The organism is Rossellomorea sp. DA94, assembly GCF_029834455.1.
Taxonomy (GTDB): Bacteria; Bacillota; Bacilli; order Bacillales; family Bacillaceae_B; genus Rossellomorea; species Rossellomorea vietnamensis.
In genome coordinates, this window is the sequence record NZ_CP122397.1 from 1,225,798 (window position 1) to 1,241,011 (window position 15,214).

9 protein-coding genes are annotated in these 15,214 nt (G+C 47.2%); 8 read left to right on the forward strand and 1 reads right to left on the reverse strand.

Annotation, left to right across the window (positions count from 1 at the left end; all coding sequences use genetic code 11):
* The gene (locus tag P8596_RS06485; RefSeq protein ID WP_279726373.1) at positions 1-552 is read left to right on the forward strand and encodes a cysteine dioxygenase; all 552 of its coding nucleotides are present in this window, start codon (positions 1-3) and stop codon (positions 550-552) included.
* Positions 553-595: 43 nt separating this feature from the next.
* Here P8596_RS06485 and P8596_RS06490 read toward each other — a convergent pair whose 3' ends face one another.
* Positions 596-2,146 carry a glycoside hydrolase family 10-like protein gene (locus tag P8596_RS06490; protein WP_279726374.1) on the reverse strand — a complete coding sequence of 517 codons (1,551 nt, stop codon included), beginning with the start codon at positions 2,144-2,146 and terminating at the stop codon, positions 596-598.
* 279 nt (positions 2,147-2,425) lie between these two features.
* On the opposite strand from P8596_RS06490, the gene mnmH reads away from it, so the two are divergent.
* The 7 genes from mnmH to shc all read left to right on the forward strand — a co-directional run bounded on the left by mnmH (position 2,426) and on the right by shc (position 15,174).
* Complete coding sequence (gene mnmH / locus P8596_RS06495) at positions 2,426-3,466, forward strand: tRNA 2-selenouridine(34) synthase MnmH (protein WP_279726376.1); 1,041 nt, start codon at positions 2,426-2,428, stop codon at positions 3,464-3,466.
* A 41-nt stretch (positions 3,467-3,507) separates the two neighbouring features.
* Entirely contained in the window at positions 3,508-3,762 is a 255-nt protein-coding gene (locus tag P8596_RS06500) for a hypothetical protein (RefSeq protein ID WP_279726377.1), read from the forward strand.
* Between the two features lie 505 nt (positions 3,763-4,267).
* A complete protein-coding gene (gene gltB / locus P8596_RS06505) occupies positions 4,268-8,866 on the forward strand; it encodes a glutamate synthase large subunit (RefSeq protein WP_279726378.1) in 4,599 nt (1,532 codons plus the stop codon).
* Positions 8,867-8,883: 17 nt separating this feature from the next.
* Positions 8,884-10,371: a glutamate synthase subunit beta gene (locus P8596_RS06510; RefSeq protein WP_279726971.1), complete on the forward strand. Its 1,488-nt coding sequence runs from the start codon at positions 8,884-8,886 to the stop codon at positions 10,369-10,371.
* 579 nt (positions 10,372-10,950) lie between these two features.
* Positions 10,951-12,393: an N-acetylglucosamine-specific PTS transporter subunit IIBC gene (gene nagE, locus P8596_RS06515; RefSeq protein ID WP_279726379.1), complete on the forward strand. Its 1,443-nt coding sequence runs from the start codon at positions 10,951-10,953 to the stop codon at positions 12,391-12,393.
* A gap of 86 nt (positions 12,394-12,479) precedes the next feature.
* Entirely contained in the window at positions 12,480-13,196 is a 717-nt protein-coding gene (locus tag P8596_RS06520) for a DUF2161 domain-containing phosphodiesterase (RefSeq protein WP_279726380.1), read from the forward strand.
* 106 nt (positions 13,197-13,302) lie between these two features.
* Positions 13,303-15,174 (forward strand): squalene--hopene cyclase, encoded by a 1,872-nt coding sequence (gene shc / locus P8596_RS06525; RefSeq protein ID WP_279726381.1) that lies wholly within the window; start codon positions 13,303-13,305, stop codon positions 15,172-15,174.
* Positions 15,175-15,214 lie beyond the last annotated feature (40 nt).

Genomic DNA, 15,214 nt, shown 5'->3' on the forward strand with positions numbered 1-15,214 from the left:
GTGACCTTAAAGGAACGGATAAAGAATCAATTGGATGGATTATCACATCCTTCCACGAAAGAACTGAAAGAAGTCTTGCAGTCTCTGAATATATCTCTAGAGGATTTACAGCCTTATCTGGAATCTCCGGAAGGGAAACCTTATTACCGAAAGCTCCTTTATCAAAATGAAGCAGTGGAGCTCCTTGTCATGAATTGGTCGGATATGGAATGTGCCCCGCATGACCACGGAGATTCGAAAGGATGGATCCAGGTGATGGATGGGACTTCCGTCAACACGATCTTTGAAGTGAGGGATAACAAGCTTCCTCAGGAGTTATTTGACCGGGAGTATAGAGAAGGTTCTTTCTTTTTCGCACCGAAGAAAGCAGTTCACAAAATGAAGAAGGGGAGTGCAGGGGATCTAGTGACTCTCCACCTCTATTCACCGCCCATTCAAGGGATGATGGTATACGATTTGGAGAAATGTGCGGCCTGTGTAGTATCCGATGAATGCGGGGCATGGTGGCCGGATCATATGAGGGAAAAGATAAAGGACATACAGGTAAAATAAGAAGAAGCGTTTCTCCACAACGGGGAAACGCTTCTTTCTATGATTATCGTACTCTCACTGTTTTTGCATCCTTGCTTTCCACACCTGTTGGAGATACGGAGGTAACACCATATGTGTACATTCCACCTTCTTCAGCAGACGTGTCTTTATACGTCGCGACGCCTTCTTGAGAGTACACGACATCCACGATATTCGCAGGATTCTTGTAGTCTCCTTCTTTCACGCCGTCAAAGCGATAGATGACATATTTCCTGGCGTCAGAATGTTTCTTGTCATCAATGCTCAAGGTGATACCGATTTCCTGCTTATCCGCTTTTACCGTATTCGGTTTCTTCGGAAGGTCATCATTGTTCCAAGGAGTGGCAGGGGTCAAGGCCTTTTCCGTATACACTTCATTGCGTAGAATATCAGCGTATCCAAGTGGGTTCTCGAAAATTTGTCTTAAGGAAAAATGCATTTGGCCAAGGGCCGTACCGTTAGCCCGGTTGTCCATGATTTGCCCCGGCAGTTCATAAGGATTGAACCATTCCTGGTCAAAGTTGTCCCCGACCTTATAATCGGCCATCCCAATGTACAGATTCACCGGATGTTCATAGGAATACTCGTTCACTTCCCGGCTCCACCAATCGAGTAGGACGGAGTAGTTGGCGACGGCAAGTTTTCTTGACCAGTAGATTTGCGGGGTGATGTAGTCGATGCTTCCATCCTTGATCCATTGGCGGGTATCGGCATACAGGTCATCGAAATTCGTTTGTCCCGCTTCTGTCTCGCTTCCAGTCGGATCATCGGCGATATTTCTCCACACGCCAAATGGGGAAATCCCGAATTGGACATAATCTTTGATACCTTTGATTTCAGTGTTGATATCAGCGACCAGTTCATCGACATTGTTGCGTCTCCAGTCATCGATATTGTCGAATGTGCTGCCATATTTCTCGTATGTATCTTGATCTGGGAAGCTTTCTCCTGCAATTTTATAAGGATAGAAATAATCATCCATGTGAACGGCTTCTATGTCGTAGTTGCTTACTAGTTCTTTCACTGTATCAATCAAGTAATCTTGTACTTCTGGAATTCCGGGGTTGAGATAATATTGCTTGCCATATTTCAGTACCCACTCCGGGTGAAGCTTGGCCACGTTGTCATCCGCGAGGGACTCGATCGTTTGATTCGGCATCGTGATCCGGTAAGGGTTCACCCATGCGTGTACTTCGATTCCTCGTTTATGAGATTCGTCTAACATGATGGCAAGTGGGTCATAGCCTGGATCGGTTCCCTGCTCGTCACCTGTAATATACTGGGACCATGGGGCAAGTTCGGAAGGATACAAGGCATCGGCAGTCGGCTTGACTTGATAAATCACCGTATTGAAGTTCAATTCTTTCAACTCGTCCAGGGTGTTCACCACCCAATCCGTAAATTCCTGCTTGTCCATTCCAGGCGCCATGTCAATATTCGTCACGGTCGCAATCCACGCAGCCCGCATCTCATGCTTCGGTTCAGACGTCCCGGAGGCCTTCGCTTTCCCGGTGGAAAAGGGAAGAGCCAGTGAGAACAACATCACGGCCATAATCATGTACTTTACTGCTTTCATTTCTCTACTCCTCTCTTGCGGTTACAAAGAAACCGCTTTCATTTTATTGAAATAATACTTCATAAATTTTAATAAAAACATGAAATATTATTTCTCCTTTTCATTATAAGGGGTTCCATTACTCTGGTATATAGTACCAATGAGGTGAAAAATCTGAATATTCAGCCGGTAAACGGGAGGAAAGGACTAAGTGAATACTTCTAAAAAGAATAAAAAGGGAAAGAATGAATACCGAAGTGGTGTAAAATAGAAGAGAAATGTAAAAAGGGAGAGGATGACATGTTCAAAGATCTACGGATCGATCAATGCGATTTAGATAAGTATACATTTGTGGACGTACGATCTCCTTCTGAGTACAGGGAAATGACGATTCCGGGCAGCCTGAATATACCCGTTTTCAATGATGAAGAAAGAGCGGAAGTAGGCACATTATATAAGCAGGTGAATAAGGAAGTGGCGACGGACCGGGGACTGGAGATTTTTTCAGGTAAACTTCCCCGATTCATGAATGAGTTCAAGAAACTTGAGGGTGAAATCGTCGTGTTTTGCTGGCGGGGTGGTATGCGAAGTAAAGCAGCCGCTACTTTCCTTGACCTGATGGGGATCAGGACTTCCCGGATTCTCGGAGGGGTCAGGGCTTATCGCCACTGGGTGCTGAAGGGGCTTGAAAATATTGATATGAAGCCTGCTTCTTTTGTACTGAACGGCGGGACTGGCACCGGGAAGACCGCGATTTTGAAGAAGCTTCAGGAAGAAGGATATCCGGTTCTTGATATAGAAGACCTAGCCAACCATAGAGGGTCCATATTCGGGGAAATCGGACTGACTGCCAACAACCAGAAAACATTTGACTCCCTCCTCCTTCGGGAACTGATGAAGAAGCAGGATTCTCCTTTTCTTTTATTTGAAGCAGAAAGTAAGCGGATTGGAAAGGTTCTCCTTCCTGATTTCCTCATTCAGGAGAAGGAGGAGGCATTTCATATCTTCATCGAAATGCCCATGAAAGAAAGAGTGAGGCATATTTTAGACGAGTACCGTCTTCACGAACATCATGAAGAGTTTGTGAAAGCGTTCAGGTCCATCAAGCGAAGGATTCACAGTCCGATTGCCAATGAAATCGAGGCTGAGCTGCAGAAAGGAAACTATGAACGGATATTGGAACTGCTCATCGAATATTATTACGATCCGAGGTACTTACATATGTGGAATCAATATCCAGAGGATCGAAAGACCACGGTTAAGGTGAATTCAATCGAAGAGGCATACCAAGAAATCAAGAAGCTCCTTCCTGAGAAAAGCCCCTTGGTTTCCAATCACTGAGACCTTTGCCCATTAGGATTGAAACGTATATAGTGGAGGACTTGGAGTACGAAAATACCCCAGAAAAGAAGCATAATAAAATCGGCTTCACACTGGCCAAGGCATTTGAAATCGAGGCCGCATTCACCCTATATAAAATCGATGAGAATCAGACGAAATTCATTTATCAAGGTGAAAACAAAGGCTTGAACTTCCTTGGAAAAGTACTACTGAAACTTGGGGGGGAGAAAAATAATAACAAAGTCGTCACAGATTTCATGAACCTCGTAGAAAGTGAAGCGATGAAAGAGGCGTGAAGAAAGAGGGACGGACCTTCGAATGTTCGAAGGTCCGTCCCTCTTTCTTTTAGTTTGAATCGGAGAAGGGCGGGGAATAGAAAAGGAGTTTCAGAAGCGGAATGATGAGAAAATATTCTTTACATACTTAGAGGTCCGTCCCTCCTCCAATAGACCCGGATTCATGACATATTTTTTTTTGAGAAAAAATTTTTTTAGTAATGTTTTTGTATGAAAATTCATGGGGGATTTTGATGGAATATGCTTAGGGACACGAATTATTGTAAGCGATTTCTTTGTGTTTGTATCAAGCCTTTAAAGATTCTGAATATTAAGTTAAAGGCATTGTTGATAAATCAATGTTTTTCTTGTGATTTGCACATATATTTGGAAAATATACATATTTACCATTAACAAAATTTTTCGTTTTTTCTAAATTTCATGATATACTAACGAAAATTAAGAAAATTTAATCAATCGGTTATTTATTCAAAAATTATACAACTTTAGTAGAGGAGGACATTGGATGAAAACGAATCTTCCTGTAGCGCAAGGCATGTATGATCCTGCGCAAGAACATGAAGCATGTGGAATTGGAATGATTGCAAATATAGATGGGACGAAGAGTCACAGCATTGTACAGAATGCCATCAATATCCTATGTAATTTAGAGCACCGCGGAGGACAATCCGCCGATACAAGTACGGGGGACGGTGCAGGTATCCTGACCCAGATCCCTCATCACTTCTTTAAGAAGCAATGTGAAAAAGAAGACATCATCCTTCCGAGGAAAGGTGAATATGGAATCGGGATGGTGTTCCTTCCAGAAAACTATGACAAGCGCCAGAAAAGTAAAGAAATCTTTGAACGCATCATTGCGGAAGAGGGTCAAAAGACACTTGGCTGGAGGCCTGTTCCGCTCAATGATTCCTTTGTTGGAAAAGTGGCATCGAAGTCGAAACCGTTCATCCGACAAGTGTTCATCGGGGCATCGGAAGATTTGAAGTCACGGATGGATTTCGAACGTAAGTTGTATGTGATACGGAAGCGGATCGAAAAAGAAGTGGCAACCGTCGAGGGGCAAGAGGACGTTTATCTTTGCAGTCTGTCTTCCACGACCATCGTCTACAAAGGGATGCTCATCCCGGAACAGCTCGATTCCTTTTATATTGACCTCAACCACCCTGAGTTCCGTTCAGCTTTAGCTCTTGTACATTCCCGCTTTAGTACAAACACTTTCCCAAGCTGGCAGCGGTCTCATCCAAACAGATATACCATCCATAATGGAGAATTCAATACATTGCGAGGGAACGTGAACTGGATGCGTGCACGTGAAAAGCTGTGCAGCTCTAGTGCCTTTAAAGATGAAGACCTGGAAAAAATCCTACCCGTTATCGATGAGACAGGCAGTGATTCCTCCATGTTCGATAACTGCTTTGAATTCCTTCACCTATCCGGAAGATCCCTTGCTCATACGGCCATGATGATGGTTCCTGAACCATGGGAGAATGATGACACCATCCATCCAAAGAAAAAAGATTTCTACGAATATCACAGCTGTTTAATGGAGCCTTGGGATGGACCTGCAGCCCTCGTGTTCACGGATGGGACCCAGATCGGTGCGTGCCTTGACCGTAATGGGCTCAGACCTGCAAGGTACTACGTAACCAAGGGAGGCATGATTGTTCTCGGTTCTGAAGTCGGCGCCCTTGATATTTTTGCCGATGACATCGTGTACAAGGATCGTCTCCAGCCTGGAAAGATGCTTCTTGTCGATCTGGAAAAAGGACGTATCATCCCCGATGAAGAGATCAAGCTCCGTGTGGCGTCCGAGCATCCATACAGGCACTGGCTCGATAATAATAAGTTTGAACTTGAGGACCTTCCGGAAACGACCCAGGAAGTGGCCCGATTGGATTCAGATGAAGTACTCCTGCAACAGCAGGCATTCGGTTACACCACAGAGGAATTGAATAAGATCATCAAGCCGATGGTGACCGATGGAAAAGATCCGGTCGGTTCCATGGGATACGATTCACCGCTTGCCGTTTTATCGAAGAAGCCTCAGCTTCTATATAACTATTTCAAGCAATTGTTTGCCCAAGTGACAAATCCACCGATCGATGCGATCCGGGAGCAGATCATCACATCTGTCGGCACAACGATCGGAGCTGAAGGAAACCTGGTAAACCCAGGTCCAGAAAGCTGCAGGCACATCCATTTAAAGACACCGATCATTACAGGGGAAGAGCTTGAGAAGCTTCGTCATCAGAAAGAAAAAGGATTCAAGGCAGTCACTTTATCGATTTTATTTGATGTGACCGAAGAAGAAGACCAGCTTGAACGGACCCTGGATGCTCTTTACGAAAAAGCTGACCAGGCCGTTGCTGACGGGGCGACACTCCTCATTCTTTCCGACCGCGGGGTGGTGAGGGAGAAGGCGGCCATTCCGTCTCTCCTTGCCGTATCCGGTCTGCATCATCACTTAATCCGTCAGGGGACGCGCACAACCGTGAGTATCCTCCTGGAATCAGGGGAACCAAGGGAAGTGCATCACTTTGCCACCCTGCTCGGATATGGTGCAGAAGCCATCAATCCGTATCTGGCCTATGAAACGTTGCGTGATTTGATTGAAAAAGGCGAGCTTCAAGACACCACCTATGAAAAAGCGGTACAGCGTTTTGTGAAAGCGGGAACTGATGGGGTCATCAAGGTTCTATCGAAAATGGGGATTTCAACGATCCAAAGTTACCGTGGAGCCCAAATCTTTGAAGCAGTCGGCATTCATCAGGATGTCATCGATAAATATTTCACCCGTACCGCATCAAGACTCGGCGGAATCGGGATGGATATCATTGAAAAAGAAGTTCTTTTAAGACATAGAAAGGCATTCAACGACCGGAAAGATAACCAGCGTACATTAGAATCCGGGGACGAATTTCAATATCGTAAAAATGGGGAGGACCATGCGTACAATCCAAGTACGATTCACACTCTTCAACATGCATGCAGGACGAATAATTATGAATTATTTAAGAAATATTCCACTATGCTGACAGATGAAAAGCAGAATCTTCAATCCCTGCGCGGCCTTCTTTCCTTTAAAGAAACGAAGCCCGTGCCGATTGAAGAGGTGGAATCAGTCGAAGAAATCTGCCGCCGCTTCAAGACCGGTGCCATGTCATTCGGTTCCATCAGTCAGGAAGCCCATGAAGCGTTGGCGATCGCCATGAATAAAATCGGCGGACGGAGCAATTCAGGAGAAGGCGGGGAACACCCTAGCCGCTTCATTCCAGATGAGAATGGAGATTCGCGCCGCAGCTCGATTAAGCAAGTAGCCTCAGGCCGCTTCGGCGTAACGAGTCACTACCTAGTGAATGCCGATGAGATTCAAATCAAGGTCGCTCAAGGGGCCAAACCTGGTGAAGGGGGACATCTCCCTGGTAAAAAGGTTTATCCTTGGGTTGCTGAAGTAAGGGGATCGACACCGGGGGTCGAATTGATTTCACCACCGCCCCATCACGATATCTATTCGATTGAAGATCTGGCCGAATTGATTTACAACCTGAAAAATGCAAACCCGCAGGCAAGGATCAGCGTCAAGCTGGTATCTGCCGTAGGTGTCGGAACGATTGCAGCAGGTGTGGCAAAAGGAAGGGCCGACGTTGTGTTGATCAGTGGATATGACGGAGGGACCGGTGCGGCACCGAGAACCAGTCTGAAACATACGGGACTGCCGTGGGAAATCGGTCTTGCCGAAGCCCATCAGACCTTACTGTTAAATCGACTTCGTGACCGGATTGTCGTTGAAACGGACGGCAAGATGATGACGGGCCGGGATGTGGTCGTCGCATCCCTTCTTGGAGCAGAGGAATACGGATTTTCGACTGCACCACTTGTGGTCCTTGGCTGTGTCATGATGCGCGTCTGTCATATGAATACATGCCCTGTCGGAATTGCGACACAAGACCCTGAGCTTCGTAAAAAGTATACTGGGGACCCGGAACATGTGGCGAACTTCATGCGTTTCGTTGCTCAGGAAACAAGGGAGCTCATGGCACAACTTGGTTTCAGGACGATCAATGAAATGATCGGAAGAACCGATATCCTCGAGGCCAACGAAGCAATCGATCATTGGAAAGGCAAAGGAATCGACCTGTCAGCCCTTCTCTATCAACCGGATGTACCTGAGAAAGTCGGCAGATATGCGACGCGTAAGCAGGATCATGAGCTTGAGAAGACATTGGACTTCCAAGAACTGATTCCACGCTGCCGCAATGCGATTGAAACAGGGGAGCCGGTTGAATGGACGACGGCGATCCGGAATATTCACCGGGTGACCGGAACGATGCTCGGCAGTGAAATCACAAAACGATATGGAGCAGAAGGATTAGCGGAAGACACGATCCGTCTGACATTCAAGGGTTCTGCAGGGCAAAGCTTCGGTGCTTATATTCCTAAAGGATTGACTCTGAGACTTGTCGGGGATTCCAACGATTTCGTAGGAAAAGGATTATCAGGCGGGAAAATCATCGTCCATCCGGATCCGACCGCCACGTTCATCCCTGAGCGGAACACGATCATCGGAAACGTTTCTTTCTACGGGGCGTCCGGTGGGGAAGCTTATATTTACGGAGTGGCAGGCGAGCGTTTCTGTGTCCGTAATAGTGGAGCCCAGGTAGTCGTGGAAAGCGTCGGGGACCACGGATGTGAGTACATGACTGGAGGCAAAGTCGTCGTCCTTGGTCTGACCGGACGGAACTTCGCTGCCGGTATGTCCGGTGGGGTCGCTTATGTCCTGGATGAAGATGGAACCTTCCGTTCAAGGTGCAATCAGGAGCTTGTCCTTGTTCAACCATTGTTTGATCCGGAAGAGATGCAGAACGTCTACGATATGATCGAGCGATACGTTCACTATACAAGCAGCAATAATGGAAAGAAGATTTTGGCGAACTGGGAATCATACGTGTCCAAATTTGTGCGCGTGATTCCGAAATCCTATCTCAAGATGAGAGAACGGATCAGTGAACTTGAAAATAGTGGATTAGAGAAATTCGATGCGGAAATGGCAGCATTTGAAGAAGGTACGAAAGAAGAGAAAAAAGTATTGGAGCCTGCGAATTAATCAGGGAGGGGGATATGATGGGAAAAGCAACTGGATTTATGGAATATTCGAGACAGACAACAGCTGAGAGACATCCAGCAGAACGGACGAAAGATTGGAACGATTACACCACTCCTCTTTCGGAAGAAGAAATCAAGAAACAAGGGGCACGCTGCATGGACTGCGGCGTTCCTACTTGTCAGTCCGGAATGGAGATCAACGGGTCGACATCGGGCTGCCCTGTGTATCACCTGATACCCGAATGGAATGATCTTGTGTATCAGGGACAATGGAAGGAAGCGTTGAAACGGGAGCATCAGATGAATAACTTCCCGGAGTTCACCGGCTTTGCCTGTCCGGCTCCTTGTGAAGGGGCATGTGTGCTTGGAATCAATGAGCCGCCTGTTGCCATCAGGACCGTGGAACGCTCGATCATTGAGAAGGGATTTGAGGAAGGCTGGGTCATTCCGGAGCCGCCTGAGTTCCGGACCGGTAAGCGCGTGGCCATCGTCGGGTCAGGTCCTGCCGGATTGGCTTCAGCTGCACAGCTGAATAAAGCAGGTCATCTTGTCACCGTTTTTGAAAAAAATGATCGGGTGGGCGGCCTTTTGACGTATGGGATTCCTGAAATGAAGCTTCCATACTCGGTCGTGAAGCGCCGTGTGGATATTTTAGAAGAAGAGGGCATTGAATTTGTAACGAATACGGAAGTCGGGAAAGACTACACGGTGGAAAATCTTCGGGAGAACTTTGATGCCGTCATTCTTTGCGGGGGAGCAGCCGTTCACCGTGACATCCAAGTCGATGGCCGTGATCTGAAAGGCGTTCATTATGCCATGGAATTCCTTCACGCTAATACGAAAAGCTTATTGGATTCGAACTTGGAAGATGGAAACTATATTTCTGCTGAAGGGAAGAACGTCATCGTCATCGGTGGAGGGGACACAGGTACAGACTGCCTGGCCACTTCTGTGAGGCATAATTGTAAAAGCCTGACTCAGTTCGATATATATGATAAAAAAGGTGCGATTCGGGATGAAGTGGGCAATCCTTGGCCTCAGTATCCAGTCATTCACCGTGTGGAATACGGTCAAAAAGAAGCGGCTGAAGTCCTTGGCGATGATCCACGTGCCTACGCTGTCATGACGAAGAAGTTTGTCGGTGATGAATATGGCCATATCAAGGAAGTTCATACGGTCAATGTGAAACTCCGCTATGATGAAAAAGGAAACAAGATCCGTGATGAAATCCCGGGAACTGAAAAAATATGGCCGGCGGACCTTGTCCTTCTGGCTATCGGATTCAGCGGACCCGAACAGGATCTGATCAAAGAGCTTGAAGTCGAAACAAACAGCAATTCCACTGTGAAAGCGGAGTATGGAAACTACATGACGAACGTCGATGGCGTCTTCGCTGCAGGAGACATGCGCAGAGGCCAAAGCCTCATCGTCTGGGCCATCAACGAAGGCCGTGAAGCAGCCCGCGAATGTGACCGCTACCTCATGGGCACAACTGAATTACCTTAATTTTTGAGGGACGGACCTCCGTCGGGCTAGATGCCTGATGGGGGTTTTTGTGTGTTTTGAGGGAGGGACCTTTCATGGTTAGGTAGCCTGTTGGCAGGGAGCTGGTTTTGGGGGAATTGGATCGAATAATCTTTGAAAAGAGAGGGAAATCGGCCACTTTTAGGGGGGTGGTGAAACATCTATAGAAAGGTCTTCCAGTGGGTACTTAATTCTTATGGTTCCTGTAAAGGGGTCTTGGAATAGCTTTCTCAAGGAGGCTAGGGGATAATTGCGTCATTTTCGTAGGTGATTGCGTCATTATTAAATTTATTGCGTCATTTCCGTCTTAATTGCGTCGTTTTAAGTAGTAATTGCGCATTTTTCTATTTTATGGAAAATCCTAATCCCAAACCTACATAATCCCCCTTGAAGGTCCGTCCCTCATCTCAATCATTAAAAGTAATCCTATCAATCTATCCCAATACACATCGGCATCCACTTCTAAACAACTAAATGCCGGAATATTTTTTAAAGAAGGGCTTTGTCCTCATGAAAGAGACAAGGCATCTTTCAAAAACAGACTGATAGGGGGAAAACAAAATGATGAAATACTTGCAGCGCATTGGTCGTTCGTTGATGCTTCCCGTTGCCGTGTTACCTGCTGCCGCGATCCTGATGGGGATCGGGTATTGGATCGATCCTTCGGGATGGGGGGCGGACAGTCCGATTGCCGCTTTCCTGATCAAGGCAGGGGCATCGATCATTGATAATATGGCGATTCTATTTGCTGTCGGGGTCGCACTCGGGATGGCAAAAGCACGGGATGGATCGGCGGCACTGAGCGGACTGGTCGCCTACCTTGTCATTACCACATTGCTTTCAACGGATTCCGTTGCTTTATTACAAGGCATTGAAAAAGAGGCAGTGAACCCTGCTTTTGATAAGATAGGAAATCAATTTGTCGGGATTCTGTCCGGGATTGTTGCGGCAAGTATGTACAATCGCTTCAGTTCAGTGAAGCTTCCGGATGCTCTTGCCTTTTTCAGCGGAAAGCGTTTGGTGCCGATCATGTCGGCCATAGCGATGCTCGTCGTTTCAGGTGTGATGCTGTTTGTGTGGCCGGTCATTTACACGGCGCTTGTTTCCTTTGGGAAGGAAATCAGCGGCCTCGGGTTTACGGGAGCCGGTTTATACGGTTTCTTTAATCGTTTATTGATTCCCACCGGATTGCATCATGCGTTGAATTCCGTATTCTGGTTCGATGTTGCGGGAATCAATGATATCGGGAACTTCTGGTCGGGGACGGGGGAAAAAGGCGTGACGGGGATGTACCAGGCCGGATTCTTCCCTGTGATGATGTTCGGACTCCCTGCAGCAGGGCTTGCCATTTATCATGCGGCAAAACCAGGTAAGAAAAAACAGGTTGCCTCACTGATGCTTGCAGCCGGATTTGCTTCCTTTTTTACAGGGGTGACGGAACCTCTTGAATTTGCGTTTATGTTCGTGGCGCCGGCTTTATATGTAGCTCATGCAGTGCTTACGGGATTATCCCTTGCGATCGCTTCCTTCTTCCACTGGACGGCAGGCTTTGGTTTCAGCGCGGGCTTCGTCGATTTTGTCCTGAGCTCACGGCTCCCACTGGCGAATCTGCCGTATATGCTCCTCATTCAAGGGTTGGTATTTGCTCTTCTCTATTATTTCTTGTTCCGCTTTATGATTGCGAAATTCAATTTAATGACACCGGGTCGTGAAGAAGATAGTGAGGACGTGGAGGCAGCGGCAGTCCTCACCAAAGGAGATAGGTTCAGTTCCATGGCAGCAGAAATCTATGCCGGCCTCGGCGGAGATGAAAATGTCACCTCCATTGAAAATTGTATCACCAGATTGAGAGTGGAAGTGAAGGACATGGAGACAGTGGACCAGGAACGGATTAAAGCAACGGGGGTTCCGGGCATCCATGTGGTGGGGGAAAATAGCATTCATGTGATTGTCGGGACGTCTGTGCAGTTTGTGGCAGACGAGATCGAGAGGATTCGGAGGTAAGGTCTTTCTTTCTCGGAAACTGCAAAAATATCTGAAATGGTCTATACTTTAACTAATAGAACTTATTCCCGGAAAGGTTTTTACCCATGACGAAACTGAAAGAATCAGATCTTTATCAACCGATCCAAAACCATTTTCATAAACAGGGATATCAGGTGAACGGTGAGGTGAATGACTGTGATCTGACGGCGATGAAAGAGGGGGAGCTTGTGATCGTGGAGCTGAAGCTTTCCTTGAATGTCGAGCTCCTCATTCAGGCAACGAAGCGGCAGCGGCTGACGGATCTTGTGTATATTGCGATTCCTAAACCGAAGCGCACCCGGTCGAAGCGGTGGAATGATATACGTCATTTGGTCAGGCGTCTTGAACTTGGTCTGATCACGGTTTCCTTTACGACAAAGACGCCCAAGCTTGATTTTGTCATTCATCCGGAAGCCTTTGACAGAAAGACGGTTATGAGAAATAGTAAAAAGAAGCGGGCGGCCCTGGTGAAGGAAATCGAAGGCCGGAGCGCGGATTACAATGTAGGGGGCACCAATAAAACGAAGATTATGACCGCCTATAAGGAAAGTTGCATTCACATCGCCTGCTGCCTGGAAAAACACGGACCCATGTCCCCGAAGAATTTAACAAAGATGGGGACGGGTGACAAAACACCGTCCATCCTCCAGAAGAACTATTACCGATGGTTCGAGAGGGTGAAAAGGGGCGTGTATCAAATCACGGATACCGGCAGAGAGGAAATGCAGAGATATCCTGAACTTGTAAGCTATTACTCACAGAAAATAGAAGAAAACCAGTAAGAGCCTGCCTCCCGGGAAACCGGTGGCAGGCTCTTCTTTGCTTCCACTACTAGTACCCGCATCCTTCACATATACATAACAACAGAGAAGGTAGCCGGGAGGACGAATGATGAAAAAGAAGATAGAGAGCACGATCCGGAATATGATAAGCGGTCTACAGAGGATGCAAAGGGAAGATGGACACTGGTCGTTTTGTTTTGAAAATGTCGTGATGACCGATGCGTATATGATCATCCTTCTGCGAACGCTCTCAGGGGATGAGGATGAACTGGTTGGACAGCTGGTTGACCGCCTCTGGAAATGCCAGTCAAGGGAGGGAACGTGGAAGCTCTTTGAAGATGAAAAGGAAGGGAACCTGTCTTCAACCATTGAAGCATACTTTGCTCTGAGATTCAGTGGCATGGTCGACGAGGAGGATAAAAGACTTCTGAAAGCCAAACGGTTCATAGAGAAAAAAGGCGGTTTTCACAAGGCTCATACGATGACGAAATTCATGCTGGCCGTGCATGGTCAATATGAATGGAAGCATCTCCTGCCGATCCCCATTGAATTCCTGTTGCTTCCGAAGACATTTCCCCTGAATTTTTGGGACTTGAGCAGTTATGCAAGAGGGCATTTGGCTCCGATGATCCTGTTGAAAGATCATAAATTTAAGATCCAAACAAGCAGTATCCCACACATACAGGATTTGTCCCGTGCTGTAAAGGAAGAGAGGTACAGCGAACGGGAATGGAGATTATTTTCAAAAATAAGTGAAGGCATACAGGCACTCGCAGGCCTGCCTTCCCAACTTCATCAGCAGGCAAGGCAGTTTGCCCTAGAGTACATGTTGCAGCGGATGGAGCGTGACGGGACCTATCTCAGTTATTTCAGCGCGACGTTTTATATGATTTATGCCATGTTGGCACTGGGATATAAGAAGAATGACCCTATCATCGTAAAGGCATTACAGGGGTTGAAGGACATGGCATGCGAAACGAAGAAGGGCATCCATATCCAAAACTCTCCTTCTACCGTATGGGACACAGCTTTGATCAGCCATGCCCTTCAGGAAGCGGGGGTGGATGCAAATGAAGATGTCATACAGAAGTCAGTGGATTATCTTCTGAAGAAGCAGCACTTCAAATATGGGGACTGGGCGATGGAGACCGGGGTGAAACCTGGGGGATGGGGCTTTTCAGAGAGCAACAGCATTCACCCTGATGTGGACGATACAACGGCTGCTCTCAGGGCCCTTACGTATTCAGCTTCGGGGAACCCCCTTATCAGACAGTCATGGGACCGTGGGATTGACTGGGTATTCGGTATGCAAAATCGTGACGGTGGCTGGCCGGCTTTTGAAATGAATAAGACGAAATCGATCCTTACTTCTTTTCCGATGGACGGGGCAGAGGCGGCAGCCATCGACCCTTCCACTCCTGATTTAACGGGAAGAGCGCTTGAATTTCTGGGCAGCCGGGCAGGATTGACTACGGAACATCCAGAGGTGAAAAAAGGGGTCGAGTGGCTGAAACTGATGCAAAAAGAGGAGGGATCCTGGTACGGTCGCTGGGGCGTCTGCTACATTTATGGAACATGGGCGGCCATCACGGGAATGAAAGCCGTGGGGGTATCTTCTTCTGATAAACAATTACAAAAAGCAAAAACGTGGCTGGAAAGCATTCAACGAAAAGACGGGGGGTGGGGGGAGTCCTGCTACAGCGATCAGGAAAAGACGTTCGTATCCCTTCCCTTCAGTACCCCTTCACAAACGGCATGGGCCCTGGAGTCGCTCATCTGTATCGAAGACAAACCGACACCTGCCATCGATCTGGGTATCATGGCGCTTCTCGAATTAAAGAACGGCGCAGACAATGAGACATCCAAAGCATATCCCACAGGTATCGGTCTTCCAGGAAACTTCTATATACACTACCACAGCTACCAATGGATATGGCCGCTGATCACACTCAGCCGGTACAAAGAGAAATTCGGGTGAGGGACGGACCTCTTGAGGTCCGTCCCTCTATACGATAAGA